The sequence below is a fragment of the Actinopolymorpha pittospori genome (assembly GCF_014873875.1).
Lineage (GTDB): Bacteria > Actinomycetota > Actinomycetes > Propionibacteriales > Actinopolymorphaceae > Actinopolymorpha > Actinopolymorpha pittospori.
This window is the reverse complement of sequence record NZ_JADBEM010000001.1, coordinates 4,303,246-4,324,278: the sequence shown is the minus strand read 5'-3', so window position 1 is coordinate 4,324,278 and position 21,033 is coordinate 4,303,246. Positions and strand designations below refer to the sequence as shown.

Here is a 21,033-nt window from a genome sequence, read left to right as displayed (position 1 = left end):
CGGACCGCACCGAACTTTCGCCGAGCCGGCGAGCATCTAGGAGCGGCGCAGGACCGCCTGGGCGAGGATCTGCTCCGCGACCTCCATCGTCTTCAACGCGTCCCCGAACGGCGAACTGGTCAGCTCCGCACCGGCCAGCAGCGAGTCGACGAACTCGCGGTTCTTCCGCCGGAAACCTCCATAGACATGGAGTTCGTCGCTGCCCGCGACCGTGCGGGTGTCGTACGTCGTCCCCTCCGTGTTCCCGTCGGCGAACAGTCGCGCCTGCCCTTCGGGATCGGCGTCGGCGCAGATCCCCTCGGAATGCATCTCGACCCGGAAGATCCGCCGTCCGCTCGCCCAACTGGCCAACAGGATTCCGGTCGAGCCGTTGTCGAAGTGCAGCGTCGCGGTGAACCAGTTGATGTCGGGCGCACCGACCCGCCGGCAGTGACTCTCGACCCCGACCACCTCGCCGCCGCAGATCCAGCGCAGCGTGTCGATGGCGTGTACGCCGTCGTCGAGCATCCGGTCGCGCGGCGAGACGAACGCGCGCTGGTCGCACTTGTAGAACTCGCACACCGCATGGGTCACCGGCCCCCGCGCCACGCAGGCGTCGCGCATCGCCACGAGCAGCGGACTTGTCCGGCGCTGCAGACTCACCTGGGTGATCACGGCGCGTTCGCTCGCGAGGTGCGCGAGCATCTGCGCCTGATGCCAGCTCAGCCCGAGCGGCTTCTCGATGTAGAGGTTGACCCCCTGCTGCAGGCACCAGGTCCAGACGTCGTACATCAGGTGCGGCTGGCCCACCGCGTAGACCCCGTCCGGACCGACCTCCTCGACCATGGCGCGGTAGCCGCTGTAGCGGTCGCGGATGTCGTACCGGTCCGCGACCGTGGCCAGGCGCTCGGCGTCGAGGTCACACGCCCCGACCAGGTCGACGTCCTCGAACGACGCGAGGGATGGAAGGTGCACGCGTTGTGTCATCGCGCCCAGTCCGATCAGCGCGATTCTGGCGTTCCCCACGCGAGGGCTCCCTTCGGTTCTCGGTCCGCCCGGCCGGACTCGGCGGCGCGGTCGACTGTCGTACGACGAGCTCCGGGGTCGCGGTCAGGTGCCGCGGCTCGCCGGTCATCTCGCCCTCGAGCCGCCCGATCAGTTGGCTCGTCGCGAAGCGCATCATCGACGGCACGGGCTGACGAACGGTCGTGAGCGGCGGCATCGCCACCTCCGCGAGCACGGGCAGGTCGTCGAAGCCGAGCACCGACACGTCGTCGGGGACCCGGAGGCCCAGGTCGCCGGCACCGGCGTAGGCACCGAGGGCGTACATGTCGTTGATGGTGAAGAGCGCGGACGGCCGGTCCGGCATGCTCAGCAGGTGATGGGCGCCGGTACGGCCGAGTTCGGCGCCGTCGGCATCACCGAAGGTCGCGACCGACGTGCCTTCCCAGACCAGGGCCGGATCATGCTCGATCCCCGCGGCGGCGAGCGCCTCCTGGTAGCCGGCCAACCGGGCCCGGCGGCTCACGGTCCGGATGGGCCCGGACAGGAAGCCGATCCGCCGGTGCCCGAGTCCGGTGAGGTGGGAGATCGCCAACCTGGCGGCGAGGACGTTGTCGATCTCGACGCTGCCGACCACGGGTGCGCCGGCGCCCGCGAGCGATCGGTCGAACGCCACGATCTGCAGGCCGCGGGATCGAAACGTGGCGAGGTGGTCGAACGAGAGCGGCGACGAGCCGAAGATCAGCCCACGTACGCCGGAGTCGAGCAGGGTCTCCGCGTACCTCGCCTCCCGCCCCGGATCACGTTCGGAGTTGCAGAGCAGGACCTGGTAGCCGCGTTCACTGGCCGCCTGTTCCACCCGTCGGGCGACGAGGCCCCAGAACGGGTTGGCCACCGACGGAACGATCAGACCGATCGTGCGGACCTGGCCGGTGCGGAACTGCCGGGCAAGCTGGTTGGGAACGTAGCCGAGGTCGCGAACGGCCTGGCGTACGCGGTCCCTCGTGGAGGGGCGCATCCGGCCGAGCCTGCCGTTGAGCACGTTGGACACGGTGCTCGGCGAGACGCCGGCACGCGCGGCGACGTCGTGCAGACTCACCTTCGCGCCGTCCACCACACCTCCCGTGCGGGCGGGTTCGCGATTCAACGTCGTACCAGGCCGACGCGGTCGGTCAGGTCGTGCCAGCCGCGTCCCACTCACCGACCCGGCGTCTCGTCACGGTGGGGCGAAACAACCGACCCATCCAGTGTGCAGGTGTGAACGGGCGCGGAACGGCTTTCCTCACAACGGATGTGGCCGGTTGAGGAAGTCGAACCGGTTGCCAGGCCACTCTCGGCTGCGCTGCTTCGAAGGGCTGCTTCGATGTCTTGTCGCTCCCCCGGTAAATCGTTACAGTGCAGCGATCCACGCGCTCGACGGACGTTCGCCGTCCGGGCCGCCGCATCCGGTGGAGCCTCCCGGAGAGGAGCACGACATGGGTGGGCAGAAGAAGCCAGAAACCGATGCGCTCAGCCGCAGAAGGCTCCTCGGAGTCGGCGGCGTCTCGATCCTCGCCGGCATGACCGCGACCGGCTGCAGCCTGCTGTCGACAGATCCCAGCACCCAGCGGCAGCGCTCCGGACCCGGCGACGCGGCGACCACCAAGGGCAAGGAGGCGCCGGAACTCGCCGCCCGGGTGAAGGCCGGCGATCTGCCACCTGTCAACGAACGGTTGCCCACGAAACCACTCGTCGTCCATCCGGCGGAGCGGGCGGGCAGCTACGGCGGCACCTGGCGCGCGGCGATGCTCGGACCGTCCGACACCTCCTGGCTCGACCGTACGCTCGGCTACGACCCGCTGTTGCGGTGGCGAACCGACGCGCGCAGCTTCGGCCGCGACCAGCTGCTGCCGGGAGTCGCGGAGTCCTTCGAGGTCAATGACGAAGCGACCGAGTACGTCTTCCGCTTCCGCGAAGGCACCCGCTGGTCCGACGGCGAGCCGTTCACCGCCGACGACGTCCTCTTCGCCTTCAACGACATCCTCCGCAACGAGGACCTCTCCCCCGTCCTCGCCGCCGCCTACACGACCGGCGAGGGCCCCGGCACCATGGCGAAGATCGACGACTACGCCGTCCGGTTGACGTTCCCCTCCCCCAACGCGCTGTTCGCCCAGCGCATGGCCACCAAGGCGTACGGCCTGGATCTTGTGGTCCACCCCAAGCACTACCTGTCCAGGTTCCACGCCGACTTCGCCGACAACGCCGACGACCTCGCCAAGGCGGAGAAGTTCGACGACTGGCGCCAACTGTTCGACGCCAAGCGGGACGTCTGGGCCAACCCCGAGCTGCCCACCCTTCGGGCATGGATGGTCACCCAGCCGATCGGAAAGGGCACGCAGTTCGTCGCCAAACGCAATCCGTACTACTGGAAGGTCGATCCGGACGGCAGCCAACTCCCCTACATCGACTCCTTCGTCAACGAGCTCATCTCCGACCCCGAGGTCATGCTGCTCAAGGCCACCAACGGCGAGTTCGACATGCAGACCCGCACCATCAACTCGTTGCGGAACAAGCCGGTGCTCGCGAGAAGCCGGGACAAGGGCGGCTACGAGTTCTTCGAGATGGTCAACGCCAACATGAACACCGCGATCTTCTCGTTGAACCTCTGCCACAAGGATCCGGTGAAGCGCGAGATCTTCCGCAACAAGGACTTCCGGATCGGGCTCTCCCACGCCATCAACCGGCCGGAGATCATCGTCGCCGCCTACCAGCGGCAGGGCAAGCCGTACCAAGCGGCGCCCCGGCCGGAGTCCGACTTCTACGACGAGGTGCTCGCGACGCAGTACACGGCGTACGACGTCGACCTGGCCAACCGACACCTCGACCAGGCCGGCTACACCCAACGCGACGCGGACGGCGTGCGGCTCGGCCCGAACGGGCAGCCGATCAGGTTCACGGTCGAGATCGCCACCCGCGACTACGGTTTCGCCTGGGCGGCCGTGGCCGACATGGTGCGTGGATACTGGCGCGAGGTCGGGATCGAGGCGAGTGTCCGGTCCGAGGACGCCTCACTCCTCTACGAACGCAAGGACGCGAACCTCTGCGACGCCGTCGTGTGGCAGGGCGACGTCGGAGGAATGGACCCGCGACTCGAGCCTCGCTACTACATGCCCTACCGCGACGAGTCGAACTTCGCCATCCCCTGGGCGGCGTGGTACCAGTCGCACGGCGAGGCTGGAGAGCAGCCACCGCCCGCGGTGCGGGAGCAGATGCGGTTGTACGACCAGATGGCGACGGCCGGCGACCCCGCGCAGCAGGACCGTCTCCTCCGCCAGGTCATCACGATGGCCCGTGAGCAGTTCTACGTGATCGGGATCAGCCTGCCACCGAAGGGATACGGGATCAAGCGGACCGACTTCCACAACGTGCCGACGACGATGATGATCGAGTCCGACTATCCCGAACCCGGTCCGTCGAATCCGGAGCAGTACTTCACCACGCGTCGCTAGCCGCGCGTAGGCGACGCCCGCGTGCCTTACCGCGCCTTAGAAAATAGTCGGAATCCGTTTCGACGACAGACTCAGAGTCCCTTGTTTTACAGGGATTGTTGTCGGTGGTCGGGTCTAGGGTTTGGTCATGGACATCGACACCGGTGCGGGCTTCGCGCATCCGTTGCTGGCTTGGCTTACCGGTGTGGGTGAGCAGATCGAAGGTGCGGTGGAGTGCCCGACAGTGTCGTTGCCGTTGGGTGAGTATGAGTCGGCGCTACGGCAGGTCGCTGTCTGCGAGGCGAAGCTCGCTTCGTTGCGGTTGTCTCTGACGCGGCAGGCCGAGCTGAACGAGGTCAGGAAGCTGACCGGTGCTGCGACCACGGCCGGGTGGGTGCAGCAGGTGACGCGGATGGGGCGGCGTGAGACGTCGGTGTCAGTTCGGCTCGCGAAGGCGCTGGACCAGACGCTCCAAGCGACCGGTCGCGCTCTTGGCGAGGGCGAGATCTCGCTGGGTCAGGCGCAGGTCATCGAACGCGCGATCCGCCGCCTCCCCAACGACGTCGACGCCGCCGTACGGGCGGAGGCGGAAGCGTTCCTGCTGGACAGCGCGCAGGCACTTGATGTCGACGACTTGGACAAGGCCGGCAAGCACTTGTATGAGGTGGTCGCGCCCGAGGACGCCGAACGCCGGATCGGCAAGCAGTTGGAGGAGCAGGAACGCCGCGCCAGGGAGAACCGCACGTTGAGCTTCGGGCCGGTCCGCGACGGGATGGGCACCATGTTCATGCGCCTCGACGTGCCTACTCTCGCGGTTCTGCAGGCGCTGCTGGATCCGCTGGCTCGGCCTCGGCCGACCGGTCCTGACGGGCCCGACCTGCGCAGCAGCGAACGACGGCAGGCAGACGCCTTCGCCGAACTCGTCGCCCTGGCCCAGGCAGCAGCCAGCGCGCCCACCCGCGGCGGCACACGGCCACGCCTCACCGTGACGATGAACCACGACGAACTCGTGGCCCGGCTCGGCTACGGCACCCTCAACTCCGTCCTCACCGACTCCGGACCCACCCACCTGAAGGTGCAGACGCAGGCCGACAAGGACGGGAGCGGCGAGGTAAGCACCGGTACCGCCTGGCAGACCCTGATCGGCTACCGGATCACGGGGCCTCCGTTGTCAGCGACGCTGGTGCGGCAGTTGGCGTGCGACGCGGAGATCATCCCCGTGGTGCTTGGTGGAGATGGGGCGGTTCTCGACCTCGGCAGAGGGACCCGCCTGTTCACGTCCTCGCAACGACACGCCCTCGCCGAACGTGACGGCTACTTCTGCCACTTCCCCGACTGCCGAAGACCCGAGAAGTGGACCGAAGCGCATCACATCAAGCACTGGGTGGACGGAGGAGCAACCGACATCGACAACGGCGTCCTCCTCTGCCAACACCACCACACCGTCATCCACACCCAAGGCTGGACCGTGCGCATGAGCAGCGACGGGCACCCCGAATACATCCCGCCGCCCTGGGTGGATCTCTACCAGAACGTCATCCGACCCAACGACACCACGCTGATCCGGCGGTGAGCGCCGCTGGGCGGGGGCGCGGCGCGGCCGGCAACCCAGGGACGCGCCGCGCCACCCCGCGCCAACACCTCGCCGCTTCGAAACGCGAGGGCTCAGTACGGGCAGCGCATCGCCGCGACGGCCTGCTCCCCCTTGGCGTCCAGGGTCCGCAACTCCTCGAGGAAGGTGCCGAAGTGTCGCCGTGGCGCGTACCCGATCGCCTCCGCGCCGATCCCGTGAACGACGGACGGGCGGCGGCTGATGTCGATGGCATACCGCTCGAGGAGCTCACGCGAGCCCGGGAAGATCCGCTCGCACGCCGCCAGCGGGTCGTCCTCCCACCCTTCGAGGGCCTCCTCGGTGAAGACGTCGGGGCGTACGGCGTCGACGACCACCGCTTCGGGTTCGGCACCGGCCGGCAGGTCAGGCTCCAGGTGGCGGACCGAGGCCTGCACGCAGTCGAGCATGTCCTCGCGGTCGACACCGCCGTAGAGGAGCCTGGCGCCATAGCGGTTCAGATAGTCCGCGCCCCACGGCGTGAAGTCGTGCGGGCGGACGGAGACGTAACGCATTCCGTGGTTGCGGCGGTGATATTCGCACAGCTCCTCACCGACGCGCTTGGTGAAGCCGTACTTGCCGTAGTGGTCGTGCCACGTCTGCGACGAGAGGAACACCAACCTGCGGACGCCCGCCGACCGGGCGGCCTGCAACACCCAGAAGGTCCCGTCGACGTTGAGGCGCCAGAAGTCGGCCTCCGTCTTCACCCGCGAGTGCATACCGTGCCAGGCCGGCAGGTGGAGGAGCAGGTCGCACCCCTGCGCCGCCCCCTCCAGGCCGAAGCCGACCTGGATGTCGCACTGCACGAACTCCAGTCCGGCGAACTGCGGTTCGTCCGGCAGCGGATCGAGGTCTGACAGGACGAGACTGTGGCCGGCCGCGCGCAGCCGAGCGACGATGCCCTTCCCGATGTTGCTGCTCGCGCCTGTGACCAGGATCCGCATCGTTGTTCCTTCCGACGGTTCGATGGGGCGCCCTCCCGCGAGGCTCGGACCACGCACCAGGCCACACACCCAGGCCAAGGATGCGCACAACCGGAACGGCACCCGCGTTCGGCCGTCGTCGACAGTACTTCCGGCGGTGCCGACGCGCCCAGGGCCACAAACGGCCATGGCGTGCGACCCACCCCGCCCGCTCCCGCGCGAGACTTGACGACAGTTCCCCGATCTCCTTAACTATGTCGCATCGTGGAATTCATTTTCCGGCAGTCAATCTCAGTACTTCCTATCCGCATCCAGGCGAGGACAAGGACCGCGGCATGAGCGACAGGTCCGGAACCCCGGAGCCAGGGCGGCTCGCACGGTGGGCGGCAGCCGACGTGGTCGACTGCGACGTCCAGATCACCGTCCCCTCGGTCGAGCACCTGGCGCCGTATCTCGACCAGCGCTGGCGTGACTACATGAGCGAGAGCGGTGTCCGCTCGATCGACCCGGCGCAGTACCCCAAGGGCTCGCCGCTGTCGGCGCGGCCCGGAGCCGTTCCCGAGCAGGGGCCACCCGGCAGCAACCTCGACCTCATCCGCGCGCAGGTGCTCGACCACTGGCAGCTGAAGTACGCCGTGGTCAACTGCGGCTTCGAGATCTCCGCGATCCACAACGACGACTGGGCTCTGGCGATGGCCAGTGCGGTCAACGACTGGCAGGCCGCCCAGTGGCTCGACCCGGAACCCCGGCTGCGGGCCTCGATCGTCGTACCGGCACAGAATCCGGACTACGCCGCGAAGGAGATCGACCGGATCGGCGACCATCCCGGGTTCGTGCAGGTGCTGCTCCCGGTGCGCGCCGAGGCGCCGCTCGGCAAGCGGAGGTACTGGCCGATCTACGCCGCCGCGGAACGCCACGGCCTCGCCGTCGGCATCTACGCCGGCGGTGTGAGCGGCAACCCGGTGACGCCGGTCGGCTGGCCGTCGTACTACCTGGAGGACTACGTCGGACTCACCCAGGCTTTCCAGGCGCAGGTGGTGAGCCTGGTCTCCGAGGGTGTGTTCGCGAAGTTCCCGGGACTGCGTGTGGTCCTCATCGAGGGCGGCTTCACCTGGCTGCCCGCGCTGATGTGGCGCTTCGACAAGAACTGGAAGGGACTGCGGCGCGAGGTCCCGTGGGTCTCCCGGGAACCGTCGTCGGTCATCCGTGACCACATCCGGCTGACGACGCAGCCGCTGGACGAACCCGCCGAACCCCGCCAGCTCGTCGAGACGATCGAACAGCTCGGCTGCGACGACATGCTGCTGTTCGCCACCGACTATCCCCACTGGCAGTTCGACGACGACGAGGGAGTGCTTCCGTCGGGGCTGTCGCCCGAGTTGGAACGCGCGATCCTCGCCACGAACGCAATCGCCACCTACCGGTTCTAGCCCTGGAGACGGCGCCATGGTCGCGACAGTGAGAAGGAACAGAGGTCCGGTCGTCGACTGCGACATCCACAACTCGGTCTGGGCCGGCGCGCTCACGCCGTACCTCTCGAAGCGCTGGCGCCGGCACGGCGAGCTCTTCGGCTCCCGCTCCCACCCGGGATCGATGTACCCCAAGGGTGCTCCCTCGGCGGCGCGGCACGACGCCTGGCCGCCTTCGGGCCGACCGCCGGGCGGCGACCTCGAGTTCATGCGCGAGCAGCACCTCGACCCCGAGGGCATCGAGTACGGCGTCCTCAACTGTCTCGGAGGGGCGGGCACCCAGCTGAACGCGGAGTACTCCGCCGCCCTGTCCCGCGCCACCAACGAGTGGCAGATCGCGGAGTGGCTGGAGAAGGAGCCCCGACTGCGCGCCGGTGTGTCGGTGCCGTACGAGGACGCCGAACTCGCGGCGGTCGAGATCGACCGGTACGCCGACCACCCCGGCTTCGTCCAGGTCCTGCTCGCGGCCCGGACCGCGGAGCCACTCGGCCGGCGGAAGTACTGGAAGCTCTACGAAGCGGCCGAACGCAACAATCTCCCGGTCGGCATCCACTTCGGCGGCGGTGCCCGCGGCGTGCCCGTCACCGCGTCCGGCTGGCCGTCGTACTACATCGAGGACCACACCGACATGGCGCAGGCGTTCCAGGCGCACGTGGTGAGCATGGTCTGCGAGGGAGTCTTCGAACACTTCCCCCGGCTGCGGGTGGTCCTCATCGAGGGTGGCTTCGCCTGGCTGCCGCCGCTCATGTGGCGCCTCGACAAGCACTGGCGCAGGCTGAAGGAGGAGGTGCCTCACCTGAAGCGCGCGCCGTCGGAGTACATCCGCGAGCACATGTGGGTCACCACGCAGCCGATCGAGGAGCCGCACAACCCCCGGCACATCATGCAGGTTCTCGAGCACCTGGGCGGTTCTGATCGGGTGATGTTCTCCACCGACTATCCGCACTGGGACTACGACGATCCCGACCGCGCGTTCCGGGTGCGGCTACCCGAGGAGGACCGGGCGAAGATCTTCGCCGACAACGCCAAGGCCCTGTACGGGCTCTCCTGAGCCACGCGGCGACGAGGACAGCGAAAAGGACACCGCATGCCGAAGTACGTCGTCGCGACCGTCGACGAGATCCCGCCCGGCCAGCGCAAGATCGTCACGGTGGAGAGGCGCTCGATCGGCGTCTTCAACATCCACGGCGACTACTACGCGATCCGCAACCAGTGCCCGCACGAGGGTGGCCCGCTGTGTGAGGGCGTCCTGTCGGGCCTGGTGCGGTCGGACGTGCCGGGCGAGTACGACTACATCCGGCGCGGTGAGATCGTCCGCTGCCCCTGGCACCAGTGGGAGTTCGACGTTCGGACCGGACAGTCGTGGTTCGATCCGGCGAAGACGCGGGTGCGTGCCTACGAGACGAGTGTCGAACCGCAGGACGCCGTCACGGGGTACGTCAAGGGGCCCTACGAGGCGGAGACCTACCGGGTCGAGGTCGATCGGGAGTACGTCGTCATCGACGTGTGAACCGCCGGCGGCGGAGCGGGGTCGGCGGATCGGCGGGTCAGGTCAGCACGTCGCGCAGGGCACCGACGAACTCGTGGGACGTACGCCGGTCGCGGACCGCGAGGCGGAGCCAGTCGGTCCCGAGCCCGGGGAACGTGTCGCCCCGGCGTACGGCGAAGCCCCTCTCGCGCAGCGCGACGCGTACCGCCGCGGCGTCCGCGATCCGCACCAGCAGGAACGACGCGCTGCTCTCCGGCACCACGTCGACGCCTGGCACGTCCCGCAGCAGGCCAGCGAGGTAGTCCCGGTCCCCGGCCAGAACCCGTGCCCAGGCGTCCGCCTCGGCCACGGCCCGCTCGCCGACACAGGCCGCCGCGGCGGCCAGGGCGGGTGCCGAGACGGGCCACAACGGCTGGACGGCGGCGAGCCGGTCCACGGTAGACGCGTCGGCCAGGACGTAACCGACTCGTAGACCGGCGAGCCCCCACGTCTTGGTGAGGCTCCGGACGACGACCACGCCAGGCAGGTCCCGACGGCCGGCGAGCGACTCGGCCTCGCCCGGCACGCAGTCCGCGAACGCCTCGTCCACCAGGATGGTCCGCCCCGGACGAGCGAGCGCGGCGAGGGTCCGCGCGGGGTGGAGTACCGAGGTGGGGTTCGTCGGGTTGCCGACCACGAGCAGGTCGGCGTCGTCCGGGACGAGCGCGGGATCGAGGTGGAACGGCGGCGGGAGGAGGACCCGGTCGACGTCGTGACCGGCCGCCCGCAACGCCGCCTCCGGCTCGGTGAACTGCGGATGGACCACGGTCGGTCGGCGAGGCCGAAGCGCCCGGGCGAGCAGCACGAAAGCCTCCGCCGCGCCCGCGGTGAGGAGGACCTCCTCGACCGGCCGGCCGTGCCGGGCGGCGACCGCCGCGCGGGCCGTCGTCGAATCCGGGTAGGCCGCCACCTCCTCCAGAGACCGGACGAGCACGTCGCGCAGCCAGGTCGGAGGCGTACCGGCGCGCACGTTGACGGCGAGGTCGACCAGGCCCGGACCGACCTCACTGTCGCCGTGGTGGCGCAGGTCGACGTCCGCACGGGTGGCGGGATCGAGAGTGTCGTTGGTCACGGTGCTGTCGGTCACGGTGCTGTCCCGGGGATCGTGGTTTCGCCTGTGCGGGGCTGGTCTGCGGCGGCCGTCCGGTCGCGCGACGCCGATCGCGACGGTCGCCGTCGCCGACGTGCGCTTGGAGACGACCAGGGTGTCGGTGTCGACGAGGGCGGCGGCCTCGGCGACGCTCGCGGTTCCGAGGGCGGCGAGACTCGCCGTACCCGGACCGGGCACGTCCACGGCCGCGAGCCGGTCCGCCGGATGGGTGAGGAGGGGCCAGCCGAACCTCGCGGCCGCCGCCACGATGCCGGGCTCGCCGGCCTTCGCCTCGACCGTGGCGAGCTGCGTGACCGACTGCGGCGACAGTCCAGCTTCGTCCAGTGCGGCGAGGACGAGCGCGACCACCTCGTCGACCGTCGCGCCTCGGCGTGCGCCGACCCCCACGACGACCTTCGTCGCCTGCTCGCCGGCGCGGACCGTGTCGTGTCGCGTCACGTGCGGGCCGCGACGTCGACGGCCAGCGCGGCCTCGACGAACCGCCGGGCGATCTCTGGTCGCGCGGCCCAGTGCAGGTGGACGTACGACGCGTGGACGTTGCCCCGGACGAAACCCTCCAGCCGGTGGTCGATCCGCCAGGCGGGCCGGGATGCCGAGAGGGGCGCTGCGTCGCCGTGGACTGGTTGGACGACGGTCCGGTGGAACTCGTGGCCGGCCACGACGGTCCCCGCCTCGCCGAGCACCGAGTCGGTCGCGGCGACCGCCTCGCGGTAGCCCAGGGTCAGCCGCCCCGTCATCTCGGCCCGTGCGTCGAGCACACCGCACATGGGGTGGCCGTCCAGTTCGCGGGTGAGGTAGAGCAGGCCGGCACACTCCGCGCTGATCGGCGCGCCCCGGTGAGCGAGTTCGGCGACGTGGGCACGCAGCGGGGCGTTGTCCGACAGCGTCTCGGCGTACACCTCGGGGAATCCCCCGCCGATGACCAGCCCGCGGGTGCCGTCGGGCAGCGCCTCGTCGTGCAGCGGGTCGAACGTGACCACCTGCGCTCCGGCGGCACTGAGGAGTTCGGCGGTCTCGGCGTAGGAGAAGGTGAACGCCGGGCCGCCGGCGACGGCGACGACCGGCCGCTCCGCCGCGGGAGGTGCGAGTTGGGCGTCGGGATCCCAGGCGGACGCCGCGAGTGGGCCGGCGGAGCGGGCGAGGGCGCGCACCGCGTCGACGTCGACCGACGCCGAAACCAGCGCACCGAGCCGGTCCACGGTCGTCGTCGCCTCGGCCGCCCGTTCGGCGACCGGGACCAGGCCGAGGTGGCGGGCCGGCGTGGCCACCGCCTCGTCGCGCCGGAGCACACCGAGCACGCGAACGCCGAGGTCGTCGAGCGCGGTCCGCAGGATCTCCTCGTGGCGGGGGGACCCGACCCGGTTGAGCACCACCCCGCCGATCCGGACCCGGCTGTCGTACGCCGCGAACCCGGCGACCACCGCGGCGACCGAGCGGCCCTGCGCGGCGGCGTCCACGACCAGGACGACCGGGGCGTCGAGCAGCCGAGCCACGTGCGCGGTCGAGCCGTACGACGTGGTGCCGCGGCCGTCGTACATCCCCATCACGCCCTCGACCACGGCGACGTCGGCACCGCGGGCGCCATGGAGGAGGAGCGGCGCGACCAGGTCCTCGCCGCACAGCACGGGGTCGAGGTTGCGGCCCGGGCGGCCGGTGGCGAGGGCGTGGTAGCCGGGGTCGATGTAGTCGGGGCCGACCTTGTGCGGCGAGACGGCGAGGCCTCGTCGACGCAGCGCCGCCATCAGCCCGGTGGCGACCGTGGTCTTGCCGTGGCCGGACGCCGGTGCGGCGATCACGACCCGCGGGACGCTTACCACTCGATCCCCCGCTGACCCTTCTGACCGGCGTCCATCGGGTGCTTCACCTTCGTCATCTCGACGACGAGGTCGGCGGCATCCAGCAGCCGCGGGTCGGCGTCCCGGCCGGTGATGACGACGTGCTGGTCACCGGGGCGCTCCCGCAGGGTGGTGACGACGTCCTCGACGTCGACCCAGCCCCACTTCATCGGATAGGTGAACTCGTCGAGGACGTAGAGGCGGTAGGTCTGGGCGGCGAGGTCGCGCCTGATCTGCTCCCAGCCCTCGCGGGCGTCGGCGGCGTGGTCGGATTCGGGGCCCATCCCGGTGCCCGGGCGCTGGATCCACGACCAGCCCGAGCCCATCTTGTGCCACGCCACCGGGCCACCCTCGCCGGTCTCCTCGTGCAGTCTGCCGAGCGCGCGGAACGCGGCCTCCTCGCCGACCTTCCACTTGGCGCTCTTGACGAACTGGAAGACACCGATCGGCCAGCCCTGGTTCCAGGCCCGTAGCGCCAGCCCGAACGCCGCGGTGGACTTGCCCTTCATCTCCCCGGTGTGGACGACGACGAGCGGCCGGTTGCGGCGTTGCCGGGTCGTCAGACCGTCGTCGGGGACTGTCGTCGGCCTGCCCTTCGGCATCAGGCCACCCCCCGCGCGCGCCGGGGACCGCTGGGGCGAGGCCGCGACGTGGCCGGTCGCGTCGCTGGTCGCGTCGTCCGGGAGCGAGCGGTGCGCGCGTCGACCGTACGGTCGCGGACCGACGCGGCGAGAGGGTCGGCGGCGAGCTCGTCGACGCGCAGCACCTCTCCCCGCAGCGCGGACGCCAGCTGCCCGGCCAGCCCGAGCCGCACCGGACCGGACTCGCAGTCGACGACGACCGAGGCGACGCCGGACGCGGCGAGCAGGTCGGCCGCGCGGTGCGCCTGCCCCAGATGGTCCGCGCCTCGGACACCGGTCGCCCGGCCGTCGGTGACGACGACGAGCAACGGGCGGCGACGCGGGTCGCGGAGCCGTTCGGTACGCAGGGTCTCGTGGGCGCGGAGCAGCCCGGCGGCGAGCGGGGTACGGCCACCGGTCGGCAGCGCGGACAACCGGGCGGCCGCGGCCTCCACCGACGACGTCGGCGGCAGCGCGAGTGTCGCGTCGGCGCCGCGGAAGGTCACGAGCCCCACCTTGTCCCGGCGTTGGTAGGCGTCGAGGAGCAGGCTGAGCACGGCGCCCTTCACGGCGGACATCCGGGCCCGGGCCGCCATGGAACCGCTCGCGTCGACGACGAAGAGGATGAGGTTCGACTCGCGCCCCTCATGGCCCGCTTCGCGCAGGTCCTGCCGGTGGAGGACGAGGCCCCGACCGGTCCGGCCGCGAGCGACCTGGTGCGGCGCGGCGGCCACCAGCGTCGCTGGGAGGTGCAGTCGGCTCACCGGGCCGGCGTCGGGAACCCGCGCCCGGGTGACCCGCCCGGAGGAGGTTTCCGCCCGGGAGCGCCGACCGGCCGCACCGCTGCCCCGGCCCGGCACCTCGAGCCGCCGGGCACGAAACGGCTGGTCCGGCGTCGCGGCGGGGCGGTCCGGCGCGGGCGCTCCGGCGCCGGCGGGCGGCTGGTCGCCGGTCTCGGGGTCCTCGGGCGTACCTTCCGGCGGAGTTCTGTCGGCCGCGGGCGCGTCGTCGTCCCCACCACCGTCGGCTGGTGGCCCTCCGTCCGGGCCACCGTCCGGCCGACCGCAGCCAGGACCGTCGTCGGGGCGGTCCGGTCCGCTGCCGTCCGGGCTGTCGTCGGGGCCGTCCGAGCCGTCGTCGGGTCCGTCGCCCTCGTCCTGCCGGGCGGCCTCCAGCGCCTCGTCCAGCTGGTCCTCGTCGAGACCGGGCGCGTCGAAGGGATCCCGCCGCCGACGGTGCGGCAACGCGAGTCGGGCCGCCACCCGTACGTCCTCACTGCTCACCTCGGTACGCCCCGCCCACGCGGCGTGGGCGATCGCGGCCCGCGCGGTCACCAGGTCGGCCCGTAGGCCGTCCACGTCGAAGGCCGCGCAGACCGACGCGACCTGGCGCAGCGCGCTGTCGGACAGCTCGACGGCGGGCAACCTGCGCCGGGCGTCGGCGATCCGGGCCGCGAGGTCGGCCTCCGCCCGCGCCCACCGGGCGGCGAAGCCCGCCGGGTCCGCCTCGAAGGCGAGCCTGCGGCGGACCACCTCCGAACGCGGGCCGACCTCACGGGGGGCGGCGACCTCGACCGTGAGCCCGAAGCGGTCGAGCAGCTGCGGGCGCAGCTCGCCCTCCTCCGGGTTCATAGTCCCGACCAGGAGGAACCGTGCCGCGTGCCGGACGGAGACACCTTCGCGTTCGACGTAGGACGTGCCCAACGCCGCCGCGTCCAGCAGCAGGTCGACGAGGTGGTCGTGCAGCAGGTTGACCTCGTCGACGTAGAGCACGCCGCGGTGCGCGGCCGCGAGCAGTCCGGGTTCGTAGGCCTTCACGCCCTCGGTGAGGGCGCGCTCGATGTCCAGGGCACCAACCAGCCGGTCCTCGCTCGCGCCGACCGGCAGCTCCACCAGCCGCGCCGGCCGGGTCCCGCCGGCCACGTCCACCTCGTGCGGGCCGTCCGGGCAGGCCGGGTCGGGGGCGGCCGGGTCGCAGGAGAAGCGGCAGCCCGCGACGACGTCGACCGGGGGCAGGATCGCCGCCAGCGCCCGCACCATCGTGGACTTCGCGGTGCCCTTCTCGCCGCGGACGAGGACGCCGCCCACCGCCGGCGAGACGGCGTTGAGCACCAGCGCCAGTCGCAGGTCGTCCATGCCGACGACCGCGCTGAACGGAAAGACCGAGGCGTTCATGCTCACAGTTGGGTTCCTCCGGGTGCACCGGGTGGGACGAAGGGCAGTCCGGCCGGTGCGCCGTGTTCGATCAACCTGTCGAGGGCGTCGGTGTCGAGGTGGTCCGCCACGAGGTCGCCGAGCGCGTCGAGCCGCTGTTCGCGGACGTCGGCGAAGGAGACGTCCGGGGCGGGGACGAAGCGTCGGCCGGCCTCGTTCGCGGTGCTCGCGAGGAACGCGCGCCGGAAGCCGTCGTTCTCGAACGCCCCGTGCCAGGTCGTGCCGCGAACCGCGCCCACCGCACAGCCGTCGAGGAACGGCTCGCCGCCCTCGGCGGTCACCACGCCGTGGTGGATCTCGTACCCGTCGACGACCTCGCCGAACGCGGTTCCGCGCGGCCGGCCGAGCACCTTCTCCGCACCGAAGCGGACCACCGCCGGCAGCAGGTCGAGCCCCGGCACGACACCGGCCCGGCTCTCCACCTCGTCGTGGATCTCCCGGGCGAGCATCTGGTAGCCGCCGCAGACTCCGAGCAGGGGTCGCTCCCGCGAGACGTGGCGGACCACCGCGTCCGCGAGTCCGCGCTCGCGCAGCCAGGCGAGGTCGGACACGGTCGCACGGCTGCCGGGCAGGACGACGAGGTCGGCGTCGGCGAGTTCCTCCGGCCGGGTGACGAAACGGACGAGGACGCCGGGTTCGGCGGCGAGCGCGTCGATGTCGGTGAAGTTGCTGATCCGCGGGAACCGCACCACGGCGACCCGCAGCACGTCCTCGCCTCGCGGCGGGAGGGACCCGTCGTAGCCCAGGGAACCCCGGTCGGCCAGGTCGAGGGAGTCCTCGACGTCGAGCCAAAGACCGGGCAGCCAGGGCAACACCCCGAGCACCTCACGGCCGGTGAGCCGGCGCAACATGGCCAGCCCCGGCTCCAGCAACGCCGGATCCCCGCGGAACTTGTTCACGACGAACCCCGCGACGAGCGCCTGGTCGGCCGCGTCGAGGAGTGCGAGGGTGCCGAACATCGACGCGAACACACCGCCGCGGTCGATGTCTCCGACAACCACGACCGGGAGGTCCGCGGCGCGGGCGAGGCCCATGTTGGCGATGTCGCGCGCCCGCAGGTTGATCTCGGTCGGGCTGCCGGCGCCCTCACACACCACGACGTCGTAGCGGGTCCGCAGGTCGGCGAAGGACGCGAGCACCGCCTCGCGCAGCCGCTCCTTGAGCGCGCGGTAGGACATCGCGTCGACCTCAGCGACCGGGCGCCCGAGCAGCACGACCTGGCTGCGCCGGTCACTGCCCGGCTTGAGCAGGACGGGGTTCATCGCCCCCTCCGGCTCCACCCGGGCGGCGGCCGCCTGCATCACCTGGGCCCGCCCGATCTCCGCGCCGTCTCGGGTCACCATCGAGTTGAGGGACATGTTCTGTGCCTTGAACGGCGCGACCTTCACGCCGCGGCGGGCGAGGTGGCGGCAGATGCCGGCGGTCACCACGCTCTTGCCGGCGTCCGACGTCGTACCCGCGACCAGCAGTGCGCCACTCATGCCGCCGACCTCCTCGACCACCAGGGGCCGCGGCGTGCCCGCGACCCTTCGGTCCCACGGGAACGGCGGGACGACCGCAGCCAGCACGCGCCCGCCGCGAGCACCACCGACGCGACGCCGACGGCGCGGGAGAGCCGCACCGCCCGGGCGATGTCGGCGGTCTCCGGCGGCGAACCGTCGCCGAGCAGGCCACGCTCCTCGACCCGATCGCCGTAGTAGACGTTCCGCCCACCCAGCCGGACGCCGAGCGCTCCGGCGAACGCGGCCTCGCAGCGGCCGGCGTTCGGGCTCGGATGCTTGGCTCCGTCGCGTCTCATCGTGCGCAGCGCGACGGTGGGGTTCCCGCCGACCAGCGGGGCGAGCGCCACCGCGAGGAGTCCGGTGAGCCGGGCCGGCACCAGGTTGGCCAGGTCGTCGAGCCGGGCGGCGGCCCAGCCGAAGCGTTCGTAGCGGGGGTTGCGGTGCCCGACCATGGCGTCCAGGGTGTTGACCGCGCGGTAGGCGAGCAGCCCCGGCACACCGGCGACCGCACCCCAGAACAGTGGCGCGACGACCGCGTCGGAGGTGTTCTCGGCGACGGACTCCACGGTGGCGCGGGCGAGTTCGGGAGCGTCGAGCGCGGCGGGGTCTCGGCCGCACAGATGGGGTAGCCGTTCACGGGCACCGGCGAGGTCGCCGCGCTCGAGCAGGGCTCCCATCGCGGCTCCCTCGCGGCCGAGTGAGGTGCCACCGAGGACGGCCCAGGTGCTGAGCGCGACGGTCGTGACCCGCAGCGGCGCGGACCTGCTCGCCTTCGCGACCAGCGTTCCGGCGACCGCGGTCGTACCGACACAGGCGAGGACGTGCGCGACTCCACGGACCCGGTTGTCTGCCCACAGGCGGGACTCGACGGCCGTGGCGGTACGGCCGAACGCGGCGACGGGATGCCCTCGTCGCGGATCGCCGACCAGGGCGTCCAGACCCGCTCCGAGCAGCAGCCCGAGCCAGAGGCCGGACTTCGGGTTGGTCACCGCTGCGCGAAAGCGGCGGCGCGCTCAGGCAGGGACGCCCGGGTGGTCGATGCGGACCGTGCCCGCGCTGGTGCAGAACCCATACGCCATCAGACCTTCCTCGGGGTATCCACGCCCCGGGTCAAGGGACCGACGGCTGGAGTCTCCTGGCTCCCGGATCGAGGCTTCCCTCGGCCTTCCCACCGCATGCGGTCGTGGCCTTCGTGAGGTTCGCTCCCCGGTGACAGTGGCGGGACCGCGTCGGATTCGCACCGACTTCCTCCACGTGCCGTCGTCGAACGACCGAAGCACACCACAGCCGGCCGGAGAGGGTCAAGCCGGCCCCACTCGCGGGCGCGCCGTCGCGACGGGGACGCCGGGAACGCGGGATCAGGACTCCTCGAGGACCCGCGCGAAGGCGTCCAGGTAGCCGCGGTCGCCACCGTCGCGGCGGAGCAGCCAGTACTCCGCGCCCCAGAAGAGGTACGCGGTCGCCGCCGTGCGGGCCTCGCGGTTCCAGCGCATGCACTGGTTGTAGTTGTCCACCAGCTGTTCGGGCAGGCAGCTGTACATCCCGCGCGAACGCGGATCGGGCGGTACGGTCACGGTCTCCCAGGGCTCGGCCTGACCTTCGCTGATCATCAGCTGCCGACCGGGCTGCGCGGCCGCCCAGTCGAACAGCCTCCGGCGCCGGCGTTGCTGCCAGGGACGCCTGCTGCCGTCGAGGTACACCGTCGTGCCACCCATCGTCACCAGCGCGTGCCGCGGGTAGAAGTCGACGCCCACGATGTCGGCCAGGCGGGCGGCCACGTCCAGCGAGTCGCCCTGGTCCCGTGTCCGCCACCACTGCTGCAGTCGTACCGGGAGCGAGGTGGGCAGGAAGCCGTTCATCATGACCGGCCGGGTCGGGTCGGCCGAGCGGACCGCCGCGACCTCCCGGTCGACGAACGCCGTCGACAGCCGCCAGGAGTGTTCCATGCCGAGCGGATCGACCGCCTCGTGCTCGACCTGCCAGGCGAGGATCGACTCCCGGTCGCGGTAGCGCTCCACGACCCGCCTCACGAACCCGAGCGCGGCCTCCAGCAGGGCGGGCCGGTCGGCGGGATCGACCAGGACGCCCTCGCGCAGCGGGGGCCGCAGGTGGTGCGAGGGTACGAAGAACTCCGGATAGCCGTACGCCTTCACCGGGCCGAGGCAGACGACGATGCGTTTACCGGCCCGCTCGGCCGCCACGATCTCCCGGTCGAGTTCGTCGGCGCGGAAGACTCCGGGTGCGGGCTCCATCCGGTCCCAGTAGGCGGCCAGCCGGATCACCTCGAACGGGAAGGCGAGCAGTTCGCGCAGCGCCGCCTCCGGGTCCAGGCCAAGGGCCGCCGCCTGCAGCGGCCGGAAGCTGATCCCGAGCCGCGTCGACCCGCGGGATTCGACCGGCACCCGCCGCCACCGGTCGCTCAGCGGGCGTGCGGCCCGGGCGAGGCGAACCTCGCAGAGCACCGGCAGGACGGCACCCGCCGCCCCGATCGTCAAGGCCGCCTTGCGAAAGCCCGTCCGACTCATCCCGCTCTCCTCGCGCCCGCACCTGTTCGCGTCAGCCGTCCGACCAGCGCGGCGATCTCGGCGGCGGCCCAGGGCCGGCCGAGCCGTGCCGAGGCGGCGCGCATGGCCTCGACGGCGAACGGGTTCCGGCGCAGCTGGTCGACCACCTCGATCAGGTCGCGGACCCCCGCGGCGTGGCGCCCGGCGCCGGCTCGCACGACGTACTCGGTGGTGCCCTTCTCCTGTCCGGGCAGATGCGAGGTCAGGACGAGCGGTGCACCGAGGCAGGTGGCCTCCGCGACCGTGCTCGGCCCGGCCTTGCAGACCACGACGTCGGCACATCCAAGCCAGTCGGCCAGGTTGTCGACGAAACCCAGCACCGTCAGCCGGCCCGGTGCGTGATCGAACCTGGCAAGGCGTTCTCGCACCGCGTGGTTACGCCCGCAGACGGCCACCACGTGCACGTCGTCGAACCGCTCCAGCAACGCGATCGCACGGCGACCGATCCCGCCCGTGCCCTCGGCGCCACCGGTGAGGACGATCAGGAACCGGTCCGCCGCGACGCCGAGCGACCGGCGCAGCGCCAGCCGGCGAACCCGGTGCTGCGGACCGTCCCAGTGCTCCGCCGTCACGGGAACGCCGACCTCGACGCACCGCGCTGGCGTGCCGTCTCGCTGACATCGGCCCAGGACCGCGGAGGTGGGAACGACGACGTGGTCCGCCTCGGCGTACCGCCACGCCGGATGCGCCGTGATCAGGTCCGTCACGACCGTCACCACCGGAGGGCGGCCGCGCTCCGCACCGGTGTCCACGGTCCGGCTGGCCCGGACGGCGGCCCAACCGGCGAGAGGATGGAACGACAGGATCGCCTCCGGCCGGTGTCGTACGACGGCCTCGGCCACCGCCCGGTCGGCCGCGGTGAGCAACGTCGACCGCAGGAAGCGCAGGGCGGAACGCGAGGACGTGGCGTAGTACGCCGCACCCCAGATCCACGGGGCTCGGCGAACCACCGGACCGTAGCCGCCGCTGACGAAACGCAGCAGCCGGGACGCCTCCGGGCCGGTGAACGGATCACACGTCACCGGCGCGAACCGGCCCGGAAACGCGTGGTCGAGCGCCTGCGCCACGGCACGCGCCGCCGAGCGGTGCCCGCCGCCGGTGTCGGCGAGAAGGAAGAGCAACGGCGCGGGCCCACCGTCGGCCGCGACACCTCCCGATCGAGTCACGGGGCAAGCCTGGCGTTCAGCCTCGGGCCGTGTCGTTGCGTCAGG

At 71.5% G+C, this 21,033-nt stretch carries 16 protein-coding genes and 1 riboswitch; of the genes, 5 read left to right on the top strand and 11 right to left on the bottom strand.

What is annotated here, in order from left to right; all coding sequences use genetic code 11:
* Positions 1-36 precede the first annotated feature (36 nt).
* Positions 37-954, bottom strand: a complete 918-nt coding sequence (locus HEB94_RS20420) for a Gfo/Idh/MocA family oxidoreductase (protein WP_202896458.1) — start codon at positions 952-954, stop codon at positions 37-39.
* Positions 899-2,128, bottom strand: a complete 1,230-nt coding sequence (locus HEB94_RS20415) for a LacI family DNA-binding transcriptional regulator (RefSeq protein WP_192751381.1) — start codon at positions 2,126-2,128, stop codon at positions 899-901. The genes HEB94_RS20420 and HEB94_RS20415 overlap by 56 nt, the downstream gene beginning before the upstream one ends.
* Positions 2,129-2,456: 328 nt before the next feature.
* Between HEB94_RS20415 and HEB94_RS20410 the strand changes: the two genes are divergently transcribed.
* Together HEB94_RS20410 and HEB94_RS20405 are read left to right on the top strand one after the other, a co-directional pair.
* Positions 2,457-4,469, top strand: coding sequence for an ABC transporter substrate-binding protein (locus HEB94_RS20410; protein WP_202896457.1), 2,013 nt, complete (start codon positions 2,457-2,459; stop codon positions 4,467-4,469).
* Between the two features lie 127 nt (positions 4,470-4,596).
* Positions 4,597-6,021: an HNH endonuclease signature motif containing protein gene (locus HEB94_RS20405; protein ID WP_192751380.1), complete on the top strand. Its 1,425-nt coding sequence runs from the start codon at positions 4,597-4,599 to the stop codon at positions 6,019-6,021.
* Between the two features lie 92 nt (positions 6,022-6,113).
* Here the strand turns inward: HEB94_RS20405 and HEB94_RS20400 are convergent, their stop codons facing one another.
* Complete coding sequence (locus HEB94_RS20400; RefSeq protein WP_192751379.1) at positions 6,114-7,001, bottom strand: NAD-dependent epimerase/dehydratase family protein; 888 nt, start codon at positions 6,999-7,001, stop codon at positions 6,114-6,116.
* A gap of 314 nt (positions 7,002-7,315) precedes the next feature.
* On the opposite strand from HEB94_RS20400, the gene HEB94_RS20395 reads away from it, so the two are divergent.
* The 3 genes from HEB94_RS20395 to HEB94_RS20385 are packed head-to-tail and all read left to right on the top strand — an operon-like array spanning position 7,316 to position 9,959.
* A complete protein-coding gene (locus HEB94_RS20395; protein ID WP_192751378.1) occupies positions 7,316-8,410 on the top strand; it encodes an amidohydrolase family protein in 1,095 nt (364 codons plus the stop codon).
* Positions 8,411-8,438: 28 nt separating this feature from the next.
* Complete coding sequence (locus tag HEB94_RS20390; RefSeq protein WP_337917847.1) at positions 8,439-9,500, top strand: amidohydrolase family protein; 1,062 nt, start codon at positions 8,439-8,441, stop codon at positions 9,498-9,500.
* Between the two features lie 36 nt (positions 9,501-9,536).
* A complete protein-coding gene (locus HEB94_RS20385) occupies positions 9,537-9,959 on the top strand; it encodes a Rieske (2Fe-2S) protein (protein ID WP_192751376.1) in 423 nt (140 codons plus the stop codon).
* A 37-nt stretch (positions 9,960-9,996) separates the two neighbouring features.
* Here HEB94_RS20385 and cobC read toward each other — a convergent pair whose 3' ends face one another.
* From cobC to HEB94_RS20345, 8 genes are all read right to left on the bottom strand, one after another.
* Entirely contained in the window at positions 9,997-11,526 is a 1,530-nt protein-coding gene (gene cobC / locus HEB94_RS20380) for an Rv2231c family histidinol phosphate aminotransferase CobC (RefSeq protein ID WP_337917846.1), read from the bottom strand.
* A complete protein-coding gene (locus tag HEB94_RS20375) occupies positions 11,523-12,905 on the bottom strand; it encodes a cobyrinic acid a,c-diamide synthase CobB (RefSeq protein ID WP_192751375.1) in 1,383 nt (460 codons plus the stop codon). The genes cobC and HEB94_RS20375 overlap by 4 nt, the downstream gene beginning before the upstream one ends.
* The gene (gene cobO, locus HEB94_RS20370; protein ID WP_192751374.1) at positions 12,899-13,525 is read right to left on the bottom strand and encodes a cob(I)yrinic acid a,c-diamide adenosyltransferase; all 627 of its coding nucleotides are present in this window, start codon (positions 13,523-13,525) and stop codon (positions 12,899-12,901) included. The genes HEB94_RS20375 and cobO overlap by 7 nt, the downstream gene beginning before the upstream one ends.
* Positions 13,525-15,717, bottom strand: a complete 2,193-nt coding sequence (locus tag HEB94_RS20365) for a putative cobaltochelatase (RefSeq protein ID WP_192756568.1) — start codon at positions 15,715-15,717, stop codon at positions 13,525-13,527. Before HEB94_RS20365 ends, cobO begins: the two co-directional genes overlap by 1 nt.
* Before the next feature lie 2 nt (positions 15,718-15,719).
* On the bottom strand, positions 15,720-17,237 hold the full coding sequence (locus HEB94_RS20360) for a cobyric acid synthase (RefSeq protein ID WP_192751373.1): 1,518 nt from the start codon (positions 17,235-17,237) through the stop codon (positions 15,720-15,722).
* Positions 17,234-18,247, bottom strand: coding sequence for a cobalamin biosynthesis protein (locus HEB94_RS20355; RefSeq protein ID WP_192751372.1), 1,014 nt, complete (start codon positions 18,245-18,247; stop codon positions 17,234-17,236). The genes HEB94_RS20360 and HEB94_RS20355 overlap by 4 nt, the downstream gene beginning before the upstream one ends.
* Before the next feature lie 117 nt (positions 18,248-18,364).
* A riboswitch (cobalamin riboswitch) is annotated at positions 18,365-18,549 on the bottom strand.
* Positions 18,550-18,616: 67 nt separating this feature from the next.
* Positions 18,617-19,783, bottom strand: coding sequence for a glycoside hydrolase 5 family protein (locus HEB94_RS20350; RefSeq protein ID WP_192751371.1), 1,167 nt, complete (start codon positions 19,781-19,783; stop codon positions 18,617-18,619).
* Entirely contained in the window at positions 19,780-20,988 is a 1,209-nt protein-coding gene (locus HEB94_RS20345) for an MGDG synthase family glycosyltransferase (RefSeq protein WP_192751370.1), read from the bottom strand. The genes HEB94_RS20350 and HEB94_RS20345 overlap by 4 nt, the downstream gene beginning before the upstream one ends.
* Between the last annotated feature and the right edge of the window lie 45 nt (positions 20,989-21,033).

Bases quoted from the DNA above. Each gene is read 5' to 3' on its own strand.
- HEB94_RS20410 (WP_202896457.1), top strand. From the start codon at position 2,457: ATGGGTGGGCAGAAGAAGCCAGAAACCGATGCGCTCAGCCGCAGAAGG.
- HEB94_RS20405 (WP_192751380.1), top strand. From the start codon at position 4,597: ATGGACATCGACACCGGTGCGGGCTTCGCGCATCCGTTGCTGGCTTGG.
- HEB94_RS20400 (WP_192751379.1), bottom strand. From the start codon at position 7,001: ATGCGGATCCTGGTCACAGGCGCGAGCAGCAACATCGGGAAGGGCATC.
- HEB94_RS20395 (WP_192751378.1), top strand. From the start codon at position 7,316: ATGAGCGACAGGTCCGGAACCCCGGAGCCAGGGCGGCTCGCACGGTGG.
- HEB94_RS20385 (WP_192751376.1), top strand. From the start codon at position 9,537: ATGCCGAAGTACGTCGTCGCGACCGTCGACGAGATCCCGCCCGGCCAG.
- cobO (WP_192751374.1), bottom strand. From the start codon at position 13,525: ATGCCGAAGGGCAGGCCGACGACAGTCCCCGACGACGGTCTGACGACC.
- HEB94_RS20365 (WP_192756568.1), bottom strand. From the start codon at position 15,717: ATGAACGCCTCGGTCTTTCCGTTCAGCGCGGTCGTCGGCATGGACGAC.
- HEB94_RS20360 (WP_192751373.1), bottom strand. From the start codon at position 17,237: ATGAGTGGCGCACTGCTGGTCGCGGGTACGACGTCGGACGCCGGCAAG.
- HEB94_RS20350 (WP_192751371.1), bottom strand. From the start codon at position 19,783: ATGAGTCGGACGGGCTTTCGCAAGGCGGCCTTGACGATCGGGGCGGCG.